Annotated in this window: 15 protein-coding genes; 8 read left to right on the top strand and 7 right to left on the bottom strand. The window is 58.3% G+C overall.

What is annotated here, in order from left to right; genetic code table 11:
- Positions 1-2 precede the first annotated feature (2 nt).
- Complete coding sequence (locus FHN83_RS23865; protein WP_139565169.1) at positions 3-1,337, bottom strand: SrfA family protein; 1,335 nt, start codon at positions 1,335-1,337, stop codon at positions 3-5.
- A 281-nt stretch (positions 1,338-1,618) separates the two neighbouring features.
- On the opposite strand from FHN83_RS23865, the gene FHN83_RS23860 reads away from it, so the two are divergent.
- A complete protein-coding gene (locus FHN83_RS23860; RefSeq protein ID WP_139565168.1) occupies positions 1,619-3,217 on the top strand; it encodes an ABC transporter substrate-binding protein in 1,599 nt (532 codons plus the stop codon).
- A 76-nt stretch (positions 3,218-3,293) separates the two neighbouring features.
- On the top strand, positions 3,294-3,527 hold the full coding sequence (locus tag FHN83_RS23855; protein ID WP_139565167.1) for a YdcY family protein: 234 nt from the start codon (positions 3,294-3,296) through the stop codon (positions 3,525-3,527).
- 1 nt (position 3,528) lies between these two features.
- Here FHN83_RS23855 and FHN83_RS23850 read toward each other — a convergent pair whose 3' ends face one another.
- Positions 3,529-3,978: a DMT family transporter gene (locus tag FHN83_RS23850; protein WP_139565166.1), complete on the bottom strand. Its 450-nt coding sequence runs from the start codon at positions 3,976-3,978 to the stop codon at positions 3,529-3,531.
- Positions 3,975-4,493: a GNAT family N-acetyltransferase gene (locus tag FHN83_RS23845; protein ID WP_139565165.1), complete on the bottom strand. Its 519-nt coding sequence runs from the start codon at positions 4,491-4,493 to the stop codon at positions 3,975-3,977. Before FHN83_RS23845 ends, FHN83_RS23850 begins: the two co-directional genes overlap by 4 nt.
- Before the next feature lie 151 nt (positions 4,494-4,644).
- Here FHN83_RS23845 and FHN83_RS23840 point away from each other — a divergent pair, with 151 nt between their 5' ends.
- The 4 genes from FHN83_RS23840 to FHN83_RS23825 all read left to right on the top strand — a co-directional run bounded on the left by FHN83_RS23840 (position 4,645) and on the right by FHN83_RS23825 (position 8,970).
- Positions 4,645-5,220: a helix-turn-helix domain-containing protein gene (locus tag FHN83_RS23840; RefSeq protein ID WP_039028673.1), complete on the top strand. Its 576-nt coding sequence runs from the start codon at positions 4,645-4,647 to the stop codon at positions 5,218-5,220.
- 65 nt (positions 5,221-5,285) lie between these two features.
- A complete protein-coding gene (locus FHN83_RS23835) occupies positions 5,286-6,326 on the top strand; it encodes an NADP-dependent oxidoreductase (protein WP_139565164.1) in 1,041 nt (346 codons plus the stop codon).
- Between the two features lie 257 nt (positions 6,327-6,583).
- Positions 6,584-7,252, top strand: a complete 669-nt coding sequence (locus FHN83_RS23830) for a GntR family transcriptional regulator (RefSeq protein ID WP_138369029.1) — start codon at positions 6,584-6,586, stop codon at positions 7,250-7,252.
- Between the two features lie 179 nt (positions 7,253-7,431).
- Positions 7,432-8,970, top strand: coding sequence for a methyl-accepting chemotaxis protein (locus FHN83_RS23825; RefSeq protein ID WP_039028676.1), 1,539 nt, complete (start codon positions 7,432-7,434; stop codon positions 8,968-8,970).
- Positions 8,971-9,005: 35 nt separating this feature from the next.
- Here FHN83_RS23825 and pqqU read toward each other — a convergent pair whose 3' ends face one another.
- Positions 9,006-11,120, bottom strand: coding sequence for a TonB-dependent receptor PqqU (pqqU, locus tag FHN83_RS23820; protein ID WP_139565163.1), 2,115 nt, complete (start codon positions 11,118-11,120; stop codon positions 9,006-9,008).
- A 265-nt stretch (positions 11,121-11,385) separates the two neighbouring features.
- On the opposite strand from pqqU, the gene FHN83_RS23815 reads away from it, so the two are divergent.
- Positions 11,386-12,447: a YncE family protein gene (locus FHN83_RS23815; RefSeq protein ID WP_139565162.1), complete on the top strand. Its 1,062-nt coding sequence runs from the start codon at positions 11,386-11,388 to the stop codon at positions 12,445-12,447.
- A gap of 442 nt (positions 12,448-12,889) precedes the next feature.
- On the opposite strand, the gene ansP is transcribed toward FHN83_RS23815, so the two are convergent.
- Together ansP and FHN83_RS23805 are read right to left on the bottom strand one after the other, a co-directional pair.
- Positions 12,890-14,386 carry an L-asparagine permease gene (ansP, locus tag FHN83_RS23810; protein ID WP_139565161.1) on the bottom strand — a complete coding sequence of 499 codons (1,497 nt, stop codon included), beginning with the start codon at positions 14,384-14,386 and terminating at the stop codon, positions 12,890-12,892.
- A 346-nt stretch (positions 14,387-14,732) separates the two neighbouring features.
- Positions 14,733-15,623, bottom strand: coding sequence for a LysR family transcriptional regulator (locus FHN83_RS23805; protein ID WP_139565160.1), 891 nt, complete (start codon positions 15,621-15,623; stop codon positions 14,733-14,735).
- A gap of 111 nt (positions 15,624-15,734) precedes the next feature.
- Here FHN83_RS23805 and FHN83_RS23800 point away from each other — a divergent pair, with 111 nt between their 5' ends.
- A complete protein-coding gene (locus FHN83_RS23800; RefSeq protein ID WP_139565159.1) occupies positions 15,735-16,133 on the top strand; it encodes a cupin domain-containing protein in 399 nt (132 codons plus the stop codon).
- Here the strand turns inward: FHN83_RS23800 and FHN83_RS23795 are convergent.
- On the bottom strand, positions 16,105-17,412 hold the full coding sequence (locus FHN83_RS23795; RefSeq protein WP_139565158.1) for an HdeD family acid-resistance protein: 1,308 nt from the start codon (positions 17,410-17,412) through the stop codon (positions 16,105-16,107). The two genes, FHN83_RS23800 and FHN83_RS23795, sit on opposite strands and share 29 nt — an antisense overlap.

Raw genomic sequence — 17,412 nt, 5'->3', positions numbered from 1 at the left:
GATCACGCACCTGTCTTCCTGAATGTCAATGGAACCACGGTCTTCGCGTCGTAGCGCGCGCTGCATTCCGCCACGTCACTGGTGCCGGCCTTACAGGTAATTTCCGGCATCGGGTAGCGCGAGCCGTCAGCGCAGCGGGCGTTGCCCCGGGTTTTAATCAGCAGCTCGCCGTTGCTGTGCAGCCCGGAGAAGACCTCCACGCGGCAGACCACGTTATCGCCATGAACGACGCGGGCCGATCCTTTGTTGTTCTGAATTTGATAGCGCATTGACGGCGGCTTGCCGGTGATCGGATCGGTAACGTCCAGCATCACCCGCCAGCTTCCGTTGAGAAAACGCGTCGAGCCGGATTTCACCTGACCGGCTTCCATCACCAGGGCGTCTTTCGGGATCGCGGCAATCACGACCGGCTCCGCAGGGGCAGGTTCAGGGGCTTTTACTTCCGCCACTTCAGCCTGATGCAACGGCAGCTTCAGCGGCAAAGGTTCAACCGCTTTGGGCTCAATCGCCACCGGAGCGGCGGCGACGGCGGCTTTTACCGGCTCGGCGGTCGGGGCCTGTTTCGGCCACAGCAGCGGGGTGGCAACGGCGGCAACCACCACGGCGGCAACCGGCAGGGACCACAGCGGAACGCGGCGCTTTTTCGTCGCCACGACCGTCGGAGCTGGCTCTGGCTCCGGCTCGCTGGCGGTCATCACCGGCGCAGGCTGCGCTTCGTACAGATCGTTCGCGGTGATGTTTACCGTTGCAGGGGCGGCAACCAGCGGTTCATCGGCCTTTTCAAAGACGATGGCCGGGGCGGCTTCCGGCTCTGGTTCAGGCTCAGGCTCGGCGGCAGGCATCGGGACCGGCAGCAGGGAGGCGCGCAGGCAGTCGAGAATATCCTCGCGCGCGTTTTCATTGAGGTTCACAAACCCCCAGAAGGTGATCACCGGCTTACCGTCGACGAGGAAAAGGAAGTTTTCACCCGGGAACTGAAAGGCTTTTGACAGCAGGGAACCAAACAGCTGCTGGGCGGTTTTCGGCGACTGAAGCGACTTTTTGCTCAGGGACTCCACGCTCGACAGGGTGCTTTCCAGCAGGCGCAGCGCACGGAAGCGCGCATCTTCGTCGGCGGCTTTCCAGCTGATAACCGCGCCGTCTACCGGGGAGTACCAGTCCACCCGGTCGCCTTCATCGTTGACCTGCGGGATAGCCAGACAATCGACGATCGCCTGCTGTTTGCGCAGACGCAGCGCCTCACGGATTTGCAATGCTGATTCAAAAACGGCCTGTCCGCCGCCGCCAACGGCCTGAAAATCATCCAGATTGCCGCTGCGTAAAAGGGTTTTTGCCACGATTTGGTCCCATAGACTTTTTCACGCGTCTACTTTACGAAATCTGCCGGCAAGCAAACGGCAGAAGAGACGGCAAAAGGGGCGATTTCTTGCTGCATTGAGAGGGCGGAAAGTGCTTGACGTTGAATGTACCTTAAGGCAAATCACCGTCCGGCCATTGGCGGGAAAATCAGCGGAAATAACTGCTTTAGAATAACCTGATAGTGTTTCGTTATTTGCCACAGGAATAGGGCTGTGCTGTTATTACAGTTCTTTATAATAAAACCAAACAGGTAATAACCATGTCTACAGGGAAAACTCTCCTCGCGCTGGCGTTAAGCGCGCTGCTGCCAGCGGGCGCCGCATGGGCGGCCAATACCGACACCATTATTTACTGCTCTGAAGCCTCGCCGGAGTCGTTTAACCCGCAGATTGCCAGCTCCGGCCCGACCTTTGTCGCCAGCTCGCAGGTGCTGTATAACCGCCTGATCAACTTCGATCCGGTGAAAAACACCCCGGTGCCGTCGCTGGCGGAGTCCTGGACTATCTCCCCGGATGGCAAAACCTATACCTTTACCCTGCGCAAAGGGGTGAAGTTCAACAGTAATAAATTCTTCAAACCGACCCGCGACTTTAATGCCGACGACGTTATTTTCTCGGTGCTGCGTCAGAAAGACCCTAAGCACCCGTACCACAACGTCTCTCAGGGCAATTACGAATACTTTAACGACGTCGGCCTGGATAAGCTGATCCAGGAAGTGAAAAAGATCGACGATAACCACGTTCAGTTTGTCCTGAGCGAACCGAATGCGGCCTTCCTCGCCGACTGGGGGATGGACTTCGCCTCGATCCTCTCTGCGGAATACGCCGACGCGATGCTGAAAAAAGGCACCCCGGAGAACGTGGATACCTGGCCGATTGGCACCGGGCCATACGTGCTCCAGCAGTACAAGGTCGACTCGCAGATCCGCTATCTGGCTAACCCGAACTACTGGGATGGCGCGGTTCCGACAAAACACCTGATCTTCTCTATCACCCCGAACGTGGAAACCCGTCTGGCGAAGCTGCAAACCAACGAGTGCCAGATCATTCCTGCGCCATCGCCGGTGCAGTTTGACGTGATCAAGAAGAACAAAGACCTGACCCTGCATACCGTTGATGCGTTAAACGTCGGCTATCTGGCGTTCAATACCGAGAAAAAGCCGTTTGATAATGTGCTGGTGCGTCAGGCCCTGAACTACGCCACCGATAAAAAAGCGATCGTCAACGCGGTATTCCTCGGCTCCGGTACGGTGGCAAAATCGCCGATCCCGCCGAACATGATGGGCTTTAACAAAGATTTGCAGGACTACGGTTACGATCCGGAAAAAGCGAAAGCGCTGCTGAAGCAGGCCGGGCTGGAGCAGGGGGCGGAGGTGACGCTCTGGTCGATGCCGGTGCAGCGTCCGTATAACCCGAATTCACGCCGTATTGCCGAGATGATCCAGAGCGACTGGGCGAAGGTGGGTATCAAGGCGAAGATTGTCTCCTATGAGTGGGGCGAATATCTCTCGGGTATGCGCAAAGGCGAGCACGACAGCGCGCTGTTTGGCTGGATGTCGGATAACGGCGACCCGGATAACTTTGCCGACGTGCTGCTGGGCTGCGACAGCATCAAAACCGGCTCCAATGCTGCACGCTGGTGCGACAAGGGCTATGATGACCTGGTGCAGAAAGCGAAGCTGACCAGCGATCCGGCAGCCCGCGCGAAGCTCTACGGCCAGGCGCAGGAGATTTTCTACCAGCAGGCACCCTGGATTGCGCTGGCCAACGGCAAAACCTTCTACGCCACCCGCAGCAACATCAGCGGGTACAGCGTGAGCCTGATGGGAAGTGATTTCTCGAAGGCGAAAGTTAATTAAGTCTGGTGCGGCCTGAGCCCCTCACCCTGACCCTCTCCCCATAGGGGAGAGGGAAAAAACCGTACAAGGAGTGACAATGTCACATTTAGAGGATGTGATCGCCCGCGTTGACGCGGCGATCGCCGAAAGCGTGATTACGCATATGAACGAACTGCTGATCGCATTGAGCGAAGACACTGAACTGACCCGTGAAGATCGCTATGCCCAGCAGCAGCGCCTGCGCAACGCCATTGCCCATCACGGGAGGCAGTATAAAGAAGATCAGGATGCCCGCCATGACAGCCTGACCAAAGGCGGGGTGATCCTGTAATTCAGAACTGGCGTCTTGCGACGAGCCAGGCGCCAATCACCAACAGTACCGCGCCGCACGCCGGGCCGACCAGCGCCTTCAGCGGCACCCCCTGACTGCGCATCACGTCCATCACCAGACCGCCAATCAGCTGGCTGGCGACCAGCACCGCGATGGTTGTCGCGGCGCCGACGTACTGATACCCGCTGATGCTGGCGAAGACAAAAAACGACCCCAGCAGGCCAGGAATCAATGTCCACCAGCGCACCTGGTGCACCAGTTCGCTGAACCCGGCGACGCCGTTTTTAATCAGCAGGATCGAAACAAACAGCACAATCCCCACCAGCGAGTTAAGCAGCATGGCGATAAGAATGGTGCTGGAGGTCTGGGTGATGCGCACCATTAAGGTGTTCTGCACCACCAGGCCAATGCCCGCCGCAACCAGAAATACCAGCGTCAGGGACTGGTTCATCCGATGTTATCCGGCTCGCTGCGCTCGTCGAGCTGCAGCTGCATAAAGGTCAGATCCAGCCAGCGGCCAAACTTGGTGCCCACCTGCGGCATCTGGCCGGTGGTGACAAAGCCCAGCGTCTCGTGCAGATGAATGGAGGCGCTGTTCTGCGCTTCAATTCCTGCCACCATCACGTGTTTACCGATGCGCTTCGCCTCGATAATCAGCTGTTGCATCAACGCCCGACCGATGCCCTTGCCCTGATGATCCGGATGGACGTAAACCGAATGCTCAACCGTATGGCGGAAGCCGTCAAAAGCGCGCCAGTCGCCAAAGGAGGCATATCCCGTGACCACGCCGTCGTGCTCGCTGACCAGTACCGGATAGCCCATCAGCTGACGCGCCTCGAACCAGGCGATGCGGTTATCAGTATCAACGGTTGTATCATTCCAGATGGCGGCGGTGTGCAGCACGGCGTGGTTATAGATCTCGCCGATAGCGGCGCAATCCTCTTTAAGAGCATGGCGAATAAGCATGGTGAAACCTCAGTCTGTGTTGTTCACTATAGTAGTACGATTTGTCACGATATTATACAAACAGACACTGGAAAGGCTACGGCATAACTCATATCTTTTAGTTATGAAAAAAGCCCGTTGTAATCCATTACTTTCACTATAGTATGACGGGATGAACAATATGTCAGACAATATGAATCAACGGATCAGCGCGCGCATTCGCCTTGAACGCGAATCGCGGGGATGGTCCCTGAGCGAACTTGCCGAGCGGGCGGGGGTGTCGCGGGCGATGATCCACAAGATCGAACGCGCCGACAGCAGCCCCACCGCGACCCTGCTGGCCCGTCTCTCTGGCGCCTTTGGCATCAGCATGTCCACGCTGATCGCCCGCGCCGAGATGCAGGAAGGCAAGCTGCTGCGCTTTGAAAGCCAGCCCGTCTGGCGTGACCCGCAAACGCACTATCTGCGCAGGCACGTCTCCCCGCGTACCGATCTGCCAATCGACCTGGTGCAGGTGGAACTGCCCGCCGCCAGCGATGTGCCGATGCCCGCGTCCTCTTACGCCCTGGCGCGCCAGCTTATCTGGCTCCAGTCAGGGGAACTGGTCTTTCAGGAGGGGGATACCCGCCATGAAATGCGGGCCGGGGATTGTCTGGAACTGGGCCCGCCGAACGACTGCCGGTTTATCAACGAAAGCGATGCGCCGTGTGTCTATCTGGTCGTCAGGCTTAACCAGTCTGGCTCATAATGCCAAAGCAGACAGAAGCAGATGAAGCTAGGCTCTAAGGACGTTTGTATAAAAAGGAGTGAGGTATGAGTCAATCTTCAACGCAGAATCGTCAATGGGTTCTGGCTTCTCGTCCCCAGGGCGCACCCACCGCAGACAACTTTCGCTTAGAAACCACCGATATTCCCCAGCCCGCCGATGGCCAGCTTCTGCTGCGCACGATGTGGCTCTCTCTCGACCCTTATATGCGTGGCCGCATGAGCGACGCGCCGTCCTATTCACCGCCGGTGGAGATCGATGCCGTGATGGTAGGCGGCACCGTCAGCCGCGTTGAGGCGTCGAACCATCCTGATTATAAGTCCGGTGAATGGGTGCTCGGCTACAGCGGCTGGCAGGAGTATGAACTCTCTGACGGCAGCGGCCTGGTTAAACTGGGCGAAAACCCGGATCACCCTTCATGGGCGCTAGGCATTCTGGGGATGCCGGGCTTCACCGCCTATATGGGTCTGCTGGATATCGGGCAACCGAAAGCGGGCGAGACGCTGGTGGTGGCCGCGGCGACCGGTCCGGTGGGCTCCACCGTCGGCCAGGTGGGCAAGCTGAAAGGCTGCCGGGTGGTAGGCGTTGCCGGTGGGGCGGAGAAGTGCCGCCACGCCACCGAGGTGCTGGGCTTTGATAAGTGTCTCGATCACCATGCCGACGATTTTGCCGAACAGCTTAAGCAGGCCTGCCCGGACGGCATCGATATCTATTACGAGAACGTGGGCGGTAAAGTGTTTGATGCGGTACTGCCGCTGCTGAACACCCAGGCGCGGGTGCCGGTCTGCGGGCTGGTAAGCGGATACAACGCCACCGATCTGCCGCCAGGGCCGGATCGTCTTGGGTTGCTGATGGGCACCATCCTGAAAAAACGCATCCGCATGCAGGGCTTTATCATCAACCAGGATTACGGCCACCGCATCGAAGAGTTTCAGCAGGAGATGGGGCGTTGGGTCAAAGAGGGCAAGATCCACTACCGCGAGCAGGTGACCGACGGCCTCGAAAATGCGCCGGAGGCACTTATAGGTTTGCTGAATGGTAAAAACTTTGGCAAAGTCGTGATACGCGTCGCGAACAATAACGAATAGTAACGTATATGGCGGATTATTCCGCCATACTAAACTGTGCAAAATTTCAAATAATGTCTTTAATTATACAGGCATAGAATAGTCAAAACGCAGTATACGAAACGGTTTTTATTATTTAATCAATCAATTTTTGTTTTGATTGATGGTTTTCTTTTGACGTAAATCAGGCATGCAGATACAGGATATATCAAATACTCAGCGGTCCGTATTTAACCGCCTGTGGAATATAAGTTAAGTGTTGGTTACAGGAATAGAACATGCTGGATTTGGATAATTTTGAAAAAGCTCAACGAATGAGCCTGACGATGCAGGTGGAAATGAGTCTCAAAAGTGCGCTGATTGCCGGGGCACTAAAACCAGGGGCACGGCTCGTCACTAAAGAGATTGCGGATAAACTCGGTACCAGTATTACTCCTGTTCGTGAAGCGCTGCTGCGGTTGGTCTCCGCAGGCGCGCTGCACGCTACCCCGGCGCAGGCCTTTCTGGTGCCGGAAGTGACGCTCGAGCGTTACAACGAAGTCAACGCCATCCGCAAGGAACTGGAGTGTATGGCGGTTGCGGCGGCCTGCAATCAGATGTCTGATGAAAAGTTAGATACGCTGCGCGAACTCTCAGAGAAATTTCATGATGCGATGAGCAACGGGGAAGTGGAGCGCGCGCTGCATACCAACCGGGCCTTTCGCTTCACGCTGTACCACTATGCCGACATGCCCACCCTGATGTCGCTTATCGAGCAGCTCTGGGTGCGCATTGGGCCCTGTTTTAACTGTCTGTACGATCCTGACCTTGTGCTTCCCTGCAAATCCTACCGCTACGAGGAACTGCTTGACGCGCTGGAGAAGGGCGATCAGAACGCCAGCCGGACGGCTATTGATAAAGTAATCGACGAAGCGAATGAAATATTAATCAGACAGTTTGATAACTAACTGCTAAATAAGCGAAGCGGTAATAGCGCTAATTTCGCTCAGTAATTATTTTCCGGCAGACAACGCGCTGCCGGAAGAGGCTATTTTTTATCCTACTGATAAGACCAGCTTAACTATGAAATAACCCGGAAGCCTGCCGATAACCTTAAAAGGCACAGTCGCCTTTTAAGGAGCCAGGAATGAGTGTCAGTCAACGATTACGTAATATAAAAATGAGCAGAAAGCTCGCGGCAGGTTTTGGTCTGGTATTGCTGCTGGTGGCAGTTTCGACCCTGCTCAGCGTGCAGCGCTTTAAAGAGATTCGCGACGTTTACCAGCAAACCAACCTGATCTACAACATCAATATCGAGGTCTTCCAGGCCAAGATTAACCGCCTGAAATTCCTCTATAACGGTGACGAAAAGTCCGGCCAGCTGATGGCGAACTACGTCAAACACGCCGCGGAACTGACCGAAGAGGCACAGCAGCTGGAGTGGACGGCAAAAGAGAAGGCTATCGTTGACGCGATTGCCGGGCATCTGGCCCAGTTTGGCAGCAGCGTGAGCGAAATGCAGACCGCAATGACGGCCTTAAACGCCGACAAAAACGACCCGGCGGCCACCGCAGCCCTGAAAGCGGCGGAAGACAAGGTCAAAACCGCCGGGGATAACAGCAGTGCCTCTATCCGCGACATTATCGCCCTGGTCAAAACCCATAACGACTCGCTGGCCTACAGCTCCAGCACCATCACCGCCATCATCGGAGTGGCGGCGATCCTCTTCGGCATCCTCGTCTCCTGGTGGGTGACCCGCCAGATCACCCGTCCGGTCAAACACAACCTTCAGCTTGCGGAACGCATTGCCAGCGGCGATCTCAGCTCTGAAATCCGCCCGCAGGGCGAAGACGAGCTGGGCAAACTGACCGGGGCGATGGGGCGGATGAACGACAAACTGCGCCTGATGATTGGCGAGGTGCGCAGCAGTGTGGCCCAGGTGTCGCTGGCGGCCAGTGAAATTGCCGAAGGCAATACCGATCTCTCTTCGCGCACCGAGCAGCAGGCCGCGGCGGTAGTGCAAACCGCCGCCAGCATGGAAGAGCTGACCGCCACGGTGAAAAACAACGCCGATAACGCCCGTCACGCCAGCCAGCTGGCGGCTGAAGCTTCGCAAACCGCCACCCACGGCGGACGCGTCATGCGCGATGTGGTCAGCACCATGAGCGACATTAACACCAGCTCGCAAAAAATTGCCGATATCACCGCGGTCATCAACAGCATCGCGTTCCAGACCAATATCCTGGCGCTGAACGCCGCCGTTGAAGCGGCGCGGGCGGGCGAGCAGGGGCGAGGCTTTGCAGTGGTGGCGAGCGAAGTGCGCAGCCTCTCCCAGCGCAGCTCCCAGGCGGCTAAAGATATTGAACAGCTGATCAGCGAGTCCGTCTCCCGCATCTCAACCGGTAGCGACCTGGTGGCGAAAGCCGGGCAGACCATGGAGCAGGTGGTGGACTCGGTGACCCGGGTGAATGACATCATGGGTGAGATCTCCTCGGCCTCCGAGGAGCAGAGTCGCGGCATCGAGCAGATTTCCCGTGCGGTGATGGAGCTGGACACCACCACCCAGCAAAACGCCTCGCTGGTAGGAGCCTCTTCGACGGCGGCAGGGGCGCTGGAAGATCAGGCCCGTCTGCTGGAGTCGCTGGTGGCGGCGTTCCGCCTCGATCAGCAGGCGCAGATGGCGTAAAACAGAACCGGCAGCCTGGGCTGCCGGTCTTATTATCACTCGAAGCGATACGAGACGGAGAGGCCCACCCCGTAGTTACGCCCCGGCGCAGGCTCGTAGTAACGCCCATTCGATTCGTTGACGATAACCGAGCCGACATACTCTTTGTCGAACAGGTTATCCACCCGGCCAAAGACGTCCATTCCCCAGTTGCCGTAGTTGAACTTATACCCGGTGTTCAGGCCCACAACCGTATAGGACGGCGCTTTGGCGCTGTTTTCGTCGTCGGCCATGATGTCGCTCATGTAGCGCACGTCAGAGCCCGCGTACCAGCCCTCGACAGGCTGCCAGCCAAAGGAGGCATAGCCCATATTGCGCGCAATACCCGGCATCCGGTTGTCGCTACAGTCGCCATCGCCACAGACGTTGGTGCGGTAGGTGGCATCCAGGTACGTCCACGCCATTTTCAGCTTCCAGTTCTCAGCAAACTGCTGATCGAGGGAGAGCTCCACACCCTGACGGCGAGTTTTACCGGCGTTTTTGTAGCTGGTGCGCCCGCCCGCGCTGGCATCGACCACGATCTCATCGTCGGTATCGGTGCGGAACAGCGCCGCGGTGAACAGGCCGTTGCCGATGCGCGTTTTGCTGCCCACTTCATAGGTGTTGTTGGTCGACGGCTTCAGGCCGAAATTCAGGCCGCTCTGGTTGTCGGTACGGTAAGAGAGCTCGTTGATGGTCGGAGTCTCAAACCCGCGACCCGCTGCGGCATACAGGTTCCAGGCGTCGGTCACGCGGTACTTCAGCGCGCCTGCCGGGAGCCATTTGTGATAGCTGGCGTCGCCGCTGTCATCGCCGTTGGCCCCCTGCACGTAGTGGTCGTTCGAGTCGAACCACACCGAGCTGTAGCGCACGCCCGCGTCGAGAGAGAGCTTCTGCGTCAGCTGCCAGTTGGTTTGCAGGTAAGGGTCGACGTTCCACATCAGGTTGCGTTCGTCGCGGCGTTTCGCCCCTTTGACGCCGTAGTCCGGCACCCCGTTGTTCATCACGTAGTTTTCATACCCGCGACGATCTTCGCTCATGTTTTCGTAGTTCAGGCCGGTGGTGAAGGTCATCGGCACCAGCAGCTCCCCACGGTGGGTCCAGCGGGTGTCGATCCCCTGATAGTGGCGCTGCATATCAATCACGCCGCCGGAGTGGGTGGCTCTGAGCTGCGGCTGATACGGAATCGACTGGTACTGGGTCATCTCGCGTTCACCGGCGTAGGCCATCACGCTGAGGTCGTCCTGGGCGCTGAGCTGGCGCTCATAGCGCAGGCCAGCCTGGGTCTGCTTGATGGTTTTACGGGTGTTGTACTGATCCCCGCGCGGTGACTGGCGCGGGTTGTCCCGCCACTCCTGATAGTCCAGTCCGCCCGGATCGTTGGCTTTCATATCCACGCTGTTGAAAATCAGGCTTAGCTTGCTGGCGTCGTCGATGCGCACGCCCAGTTTGGCGTTGGCGAGATTTTTGCGCGCGCCGCTGTGATCGCGATAGCCGTGGGTGGTGAAGCGGGTGGTCGAGACGGTGTAATCCACGTCGCCCGGGTGGGTGCCGTCGCCCATCGCACCGGTGGCCTTCATGCCGTAGCGCCAGGTGCCGTAGCTGCCGTAGTAGCTGCTGGCCTCGACGGTGTTCGGCTCACGTCCGGTTTCGGTGGTCAAATTAAGCACGCCGCCGGAGGCATTGCCGTACAGGGCGGAGAAGGGGCCGCGCAGCACTTCCACGCTCTCAATGCTGTTGAGATCGATGTTCGAAGTTTGCCCCTGGCCGTCCGGCATGGTCGCCGGGATACCGTCCACATAGAGGCGAATCCCGCGCACCCCAAAGGTGGAGCGGGCACCAAAACCGCGGGTAGAGAGCTGGAGATCCTGGGCGTAGTTCTGCCGGTTCTGGATCTGTAGCCCCGGCACGCTGCCGAGAGATTCAGAGAGGTTAATGCGCGGCGCGGCCTGACGCATATCTTCGCCGTTTACCACGCTGACGGCGGCAGGGGTATCTAACTCGGAGAGCGTTTGCGGCGATGCGGTGACGATCATGGTCTGTTCGTCGGCGGCCATCGCCGCGACAGGGGCTAACACAACAGGAACCAACAGCAGGGGAAGCGTTGCCCTGCGGGCTGAAAAGATTTTCATGGATTAAGAAACCGGTTAAGGAAAGGACGAACCAAATGGAACATGTGCGTGTATGGTAAATCTTTTGTAAATATTTTGAAAACCAAAACAGCACATAGCGTTAACCCAAGTGTAGGTTAAATCAGCGAACGGGCCCGTTGCGAGCAAGAATTACTCCACATTGAGATAAATAATGATTACTATTCTCATCAATAATCAGGCGAAGCGATGACTTTGCCAGCCGGAAGCGATGTCAGCGATACCATTTACTCAAAAGGGAGTTGTTATGAATTTACGTCACCTGTGCTCGCCGCGTCTGCGTGGCTCACTGCTGTTGGGTTCTCTGCTGGTCGCCGGTACTTTTAATGTTCATGCCGCAGAAGAGATGCTGCGTAAAGCGGTTGGTAAAGGCGCATATGAGATGGCCGTCAGCCAGCAGGAAAATGCGCTGTGGGTTGCCACCACCCAGAGCCGCAAAACGGATAAAGGTGGGGTGGTGTACCGTCTCGATCCGCTGACGCTGGAAGTGACGCAGGCCATTCATAGCGACATGAAACCGTTTGGCGCCACCATCAACAACGCCACCCAGACGCTGTGGTTTGGTAACACCACCAACAGTGCGGTAACCGCCATTGACGCTAAAACCGGTGACGTGAAGGGCCGTCTGGTGCTTGATGACCGCAAGCGTAGCGAAACGGTAAAACCGCTGCAGCCGCGCGAGCTGGTCGCGGATGACACTACCAACAGCGTGTACATTACCGGCATCGGTAAAGAGAGCGTGATTTGGGTGGTGGATGGCGAAACGCTGAAGCTGAAAGAGACCATCTCCGGTACCGGCAAGTTCAGCACCGGCCTGGCGCTGGATGCGCAGGCGAAGCGTCTGTACACCACTAACGGCGACGGCGAGCTGGTGACTATCGACACTGCCACCAACAAAATCATCGAGCGTAAGAAGCTGCAGGACGACGGGAAAGAGCACTTCTACCTGAACCTGAGCCTCGACGTGAAGGGCCAGCGCGCATTTATTACCGACTCCAAACAGCCGGAAGTGCTGGTGGTTTCCCTGAAAGACGGCAGCGTCATCAGCAAAGTGGCCGCGCCTGAATCCCTGGCGGTGCTGTTCAACCCGGCGCGTGATGAAGCCTACGTTACCCACCGTGAAGCGGGCAAGGTGAGCGTGATTGACGCGAAAACCTATAAAGTGACCAAAACCCACGACACCCCGACCTTCCCGAACAGCCTGGCGCTCTCCGCCGACGGTAAAACCCTGTACGTGACGGTGAAGCAGAAGTCGACCCGCCAGCAGGAAGCCACCCAGCCGGATGACGTGATCCGTATCGCGCTGTAAGTTTCGCGCGTGATTGTGCCGGGTGGCGGCTGCGCCTAACCCGGCCTACGGTGTGTGCGGTTTTGTAGGCCCGTGCAAGCGTAGCGCCGCCGGGCAAAAGGGCGGTGCGGTTTACATGCCGTGTGGCGGCTTCGCCTTACCCGGCCTACGGTTGTGTGCGATTTTGTAGGCCCGTGCAAGCGCAGTGCCGCCGGGCAAAAGGGCGGTGCGGTCTGCGTGCCGGGTGGCGGCTGCGCCTTACCCGGCCTACGGTTGTGTGCGGTTTTGTAGGCCCGCGCAAGCGCAGCGCCGCCGGGCGAAAGGGCTGTGCGGTCTTCATGCCGGGTGGCGGCTGCGCCCAACCCGGCCTACGGTGTGTGCGGTTTTGTAGGCCCGTGCAAGCGCAGCGCCGCCGGGCAAAAAAAAGGGAAGGCCTATGCCTTCCCTTTTTTAATTCACGCTTTTACCTTGATGCTTCTTCCACCAGCGGACCGTCACGCTTTTCATCATTCGGGTGTACCGGTGCGGTGCTATGGATCTCATGCACGCGCTTACGCACGCCAAACCAGCCTGCTACCAGCAGAACCGCCAGCAGTGGAATAGTGGCGATGGTGTAAGTTCCGTTTGGATAATCGAACGCCATCAGCACCAGCACGCTGAAGAGGAACAGTAGCGTCAGCCAGGAGGTAACCGGTGCACCCGGCATTTTGAAGCTGACGTCAGCCGCAGTGCCTTCTTTGATCGCTTTGCGCAGACGCATCTGGCACACCACGATAAAGGCCCAGGAGGCGATAATACCCAGCGCCGCGACGTTGAGGACGATCTCAAACACCTGCGACGGCACCAGATAGTTCAGGAACACGCCAAAGACGTAGACCACCAGCGTCGCCAGAATGCCCGCGTAAGGCACCTGCTGCTTGCTCATCTTCGACATAAACTTCGGCGCAGAGCCGCCCATCGACATGGAGCGCAGAATACGGCCTGTTGAATACAGACCGGAGTTCAGGCTGGAGAGCGCCGCCGTCAGGACCACGATGTTCATGATGCTGCCCACGTACGGCACGCCGAGCTTCGAGAAGAAGGTCACGAACGGGCTCTGGCCCGCCTGATAGGCGTTCCACGGCAGAAGCAGCACCAGCAGCACCACGGAGCCGACGTAGAACAGGCCGATACGCCAGATCACGCTGTTGATCGCTTTCGGCACCATGTTCTCGGGATCTTTACATTCGCCCGCCGCCGTACCCACCAGTTCAATGGAGGCAAAGGCGAAGACCACGCCCTGGATCAGCACCAGCGCGGGCAGCAGGCCGTGCGGGAAGAAACCGCCGTTATCGGTGATCAGATGGAAGCCGGTCATGTTGCCGTCCAGCGGTTTGCCGGTGCCGAGGAACACGGTACCCACTACCAGGAAGATAACGATCGCCAGCACTTTTACCAGCGCAAACCAGAACTCCATCTCGGCGAACCACTTCACGCCGATCATGTTCATGGTACCGACAATAGCCAGCGCGCCAAGGGCAAACACCCACTGCGGCACATCGCCAAACGCGCCCCAGTAGTGCATGTACAGCGCCACGGCGGTGATGTCGACGATCCCTGTCATCGCCCAGTTCACAAAGTACATCCAGCCCGCCACGTAGGCAGCCTTTTCACCGAGGAACTCACGGGCGTAGGAGACGAAGCTGCCGCTGGACGGACGGTGTAACACCAGTTCGCCAAGGGCACGGAGAATAAAGAAGGAGAAGATCCCGCACACCAGATAGACCAGCGCGAGGGCCGGGCCCGCCATCTGCAGACGTGCGCCTGCGCCTAAAAACAGCCCGGTACCGATAGCGCCGCCGATCGCGATCATCTGCACCTGACGGTTGCCCATCGCCTTGTGATAGCCCTCTTCGTGGGCATTCAACCAGCGACGTTTCGCAGCATGATGATCGGCTGCGCTTTTATTGCTTGTTTTCATTGAGTTACCTGTTTACCTGTCAAAATCACTTTCATGATGTCCGTAACCCGCAGCGGCAATACAAACGATTGCTTCCGCGCGGAAATATTCTGCCTTTCCAGTCATTCTGCGTATGGATAAGGCAAAACATGGCGAAGCATCCTACCTGCAATTAATATTCGACGCAAAAAATAACGGAGTGAAAGTGATGCATATCGAAGTAAATAGTTCGTGCCGCTAATTGATGAGTTCAGTTCATAACCACAAGCAGTTTGTGGCTGTAGTAGACATAAATAAATCTGCCTACAGTGAATGCGTTCAGAGAAAAACGTATTGCAGCATCTGATGTCCCGCGTCGGAAAATAGATCAGCTACGCCGCAGCGCTTCTACCAGCAGGGCAAAGGCGGTGGTGTGCTGACGGCGGCTGGGGTAGTAGAGGTGATAGCCGTCAAACGCCGGACAGTACGCCTCCAGCACCCGTACCAGCCGCCCCTGGCTGATAGCCTCCTGCACCGTGTCCTCCGGGACATACGCCAGCCCCAGACCGGCCTCAGCGGCATCCAGTCGCTGGGGCAGGTTGTTCAGGGTGAGCTGCCCGTCCACCCGGACGCGGATCTCCCGCCCCTCCTGAGTAAACTCCCACGCGTACAGACCGCCGCGCGTCGGCAGACGCATGTTGATGCAGCGGTGATCCGCCAGCTGTTCCGGGCTTTGCGGCTCACCAAAGCGGGCAAAATAGTCCGGGGAGCCGACCACCGCCATCCGCATATCCGGCGCGATGCGCACCGCAATCATATCCTTCGCCACCTGCTCGCCTAAGCGCACCCCGGCATCAAAACGCCCGTCGACGATATCCGTCAGGCCGTTATCCACCGTCACCTCCACATGAATGTCCGGGTACTGGGCCATAAAGGGCTTCAGCACCGGCCATAGCACCGCGCTCATGGCGTGCTCTCCGGCGGTAATGCGGATATTGCCCGCCGGTTTGTCACGCATATCGCGCAGGGCGATCAGCTCCTGCTCAATCTCCAGCAGGTGCGGGCTGAGGCGCATAAACAGCTGTTCTCCCGCCTCGGTAGGGGCCACGCTGCGGGTGGTGCGGGTAAGCAGGCGCATATCCAGCCTGGCTTCGAGATTGCGCATGGCGTGGCTGAGGGCCGACTGCGACACGCCAAGCTGGGCCGCCGCGCGGGTGAAGCTGCGCTCCCGGGCAACCACCATAAACGACAGCAGATCGTTGAAGTTGTCTTTCAGCATCGCGTCTCTCCGGATATATGAATTTTGCTCATGGTTCCTTTCTGATTATGCAGTCTAATCCTCGCCGTTCGCATGCGCTACTGTTAACGCAACAGCAAACGAGGAGTCAGCATGAAAATTATCCGTAGTGGTTCATTACCGTCTGCCCGTGGCCCGGAAGCCTGGTTTACCGGCACCGTGCGCATCGACGCGCCGTTTCAGGCCACCGAACCGGCGAAAGTGGGTGGGGCGACCGTCACCTTCGAGCCGGGTGCGCGCACCGCATGGCACACCCATCCGCTGGGCCAGACCCTGATCGTCACCCAGGGGCGCGGCTGGTTACAGGAGTGGGGTAAAGAGGCAGAAGCACTCAATCAGGGCGATATCGCGTGGATCCCACCGGGCGTTAAGCACTGGCACGGCGCCTGCGCCCAGACGGCGATGACCCACATCGCCATTGCCGAGGCGGTGAACGGCAGCCCGGTGGAGTGGCTGGAAAAGGTTAGCGACGAGCAGTATCCGCAGGCGTAAACAGCCGCTTTTTGATCAGTGCAACAAGTGAGACGTCGCCGGGATGAACGATGGCGTGCAGCGCCCGGGTGTAGTCCAGCACCAGCCCGGGCGTCCAGGCCATATTGGTGGCGCGTTTGCGCAACTGCGCGGCGATCCACAGTTCCGGTATAAACAGCAGGCGCACAAAGCCGCCCCGGGCGCAGCGCTCTTTTAGCGCGCCGTCCAGCGCCGCCTCCAGGGCATAGGCCACGCTGCTGGAGCAGTTGCGCCAGGTCAGGTTGTACGTTTCGGTTTGCCGGTACTGGGTCCAGAATCCGGTTAACGAGGCGGCATTAAAGGTCGAGAAGTGGATTTTGCGGTCCGACTCGCACCAGATCCCCGCCTCGTAGCGGTAGCTGGGCTGGTATTTTCCCGCCACGGTGTTCGCCTCCACGGCCTTCAGCAGGTTAAAAAACTCGGAAGGGGAACGGTCGATCTCCGCCGCCGGATAGAGGCTGATATAGAGTTCCGGCGGGCACTCAAGCGCCGCATGGCCGGTTGAGATCACGCCGTTGGCATCCACCGCGGCGATATAGCGGTTAATCACCGGACGCGGCAGGGTCTGCTGTTTTGCCGATCCTTCCGGGGTCCAGACGTGGACGATCAGCTGATTGCCCGACGTATTCGTAACGACAGGCGGCAGCGCCTCGCGCGGGCCGGGGATCAGCGCCTGCGGGGCGAGAATATCAAACACCGAGCGGCCGTGGCGGATCTGGCGCATGCGCAGGGAGAGGATGACCGACTGCACCCCGCCGGTGAGCATCACCATGCCGATAAACTGCGAGACGGTGCCGTCGTGCTCCGTAGGAAACGGCAGGAATAAGAAAATCGCAAACAGGATCTGCGCTACGCCTGCCATCAGGGCGCGTCGCCAGTGGCTGAACCGCACCACCACGGCAGAGGCGATGGTGAACAGGCCGGTAATGAAGTACGCAATGCCAAAGACGATGGCCAGCGCCAGGGTGCCGTCATGCCGCCCGGATAAAATCAACATGGCGATCAGCAGAAACAGACCGCCCTTGAAGTAGAAGATCCCGCGCTGGGTTCCCTTCGCCGCCGAGCCCAGCGTCAGAGAAACCAGGCTGTCGAGGAGCAGAAACAGGCCAAAGACATGCAGCGGAAAATGCAGCCCGCCCTGTAAGCCGTCGATAAAAATCGCCAGCCCCAGTCCGCCCCACAAAATGCCCGCCAGCATAAAGAAGGGGGCCGCTTTGCGGACAAAACCTGCCCCGGCGAGTAAAAAGGCGATTTGCAGCAT

Source organism: Leclercia adecarboxylata, from assembly GCF_006171285.1.
Taxonomy (GTDB): domain Bacteria; phylum Pseudomonadota; class Gammaproteobacteria; order Enterobacterales; family Enterobacteriaceae; genus Enterobacter; species Enterobacter barmai.
Note: the sequence above shows the minus strand (reverse complement) of the source record. Positions and strands in the feature narration are given on the sequence as shown.

Coding starts and splice junctions, on each gene's coding strand:
- FHN83_RS23840 (WP_039028673.1), top strand. CDS start 4,645: ATGAACAATATGTCAGACAATATGAATCAACGGATCAGCGCGCGCATT.
- pqqU (WP_139565163.1), bottom strand. CDS start 11,120: ATGAAAATCTTTTCAGCCCGCAGGGCAACGCTTCCCCTGCTGTTGGTT.
- FHN83_RS23830 (WP_138369029.1), top strand. CDS start 6,584: ATGCTGGATTTGGATAATTTTGAAAAAGCTCAACGAATGAGCCTGACG.
- FHN83_RS23845 (WP_139565165.1), bottom strand. CDS start 4,493: ATGCTTATTCGCCATGCTCTTAAAGAGGATTGCGCCGCTATCGGCGAG.
- FHN83_RS23815 (WP_139565162.1), top strand. CDS start 11,386: ATGAATTTACGTCACCTGTGCTCGCCGCGTCTGCGTGGCTCACTGCTG.
- FHN83_RS23825 (WP_039028676.1), top strand. CDS start 7,432: ATGAGTGTCAGTCAACGATTACGTAATATAAAAATGAGCAGAAAGCTC.
- ansP (WP_139565161.1), bottom strand. CDS start 14,386: ATGAAAACAAGCAATAAAAGCGCAGCCGATCATCATGCTGCGAAACGT.
- FHN83_RS23795 (WP_139565158.1), bottom strand. CDS start 17,412: ATGCTGCAAATCGCCTTTTTACTCGCCGGGGCAGGTTTTGTCCGCAAA.
- FHN83_RS23860 (WP_139565168.1), top strand. CDS start 1,619: ATGTCTACAGGGAAAACTCTCCTCGCGCTGGCGTTAAGCGCGCTGCTG.
- FHN83_RS23855 (WP_139565167.1), top strand. CDS start 3,294: ATGTCACATTTAGAGGATGTGATCGCCCGCGTTGACGCGGCGATCGCC.
- FHN83_RS23800 (WP_139565159.1), top strand. CDS start 15,735: ATGAAAATTATCCGTAGTGGTTCATTACCGTCTGCCCGTGGCCCGGAA.
- FHN83_RS23835 (WP_139565164.1), top strand. CDS start 5,286: ATGAGTCAATCTTCAACGCAGAATCGTCAATGGGTTCTGGCTTCTCGT.
- FHN83_RS23850 (WP_139565166.1), bottom strand. CDS start 3,978: ATGAACCAGTCCCTGACGCTGGTATTTCTGGTTGCGGCGGGCATTGGC.
- FHN83_RS23805 (WP_139565160.1), bottom strand. CDS start 15,623: ATGCTGAAAGACAACTTCAACGATCTGCTGTCGTTTATGGTGGTTGCC.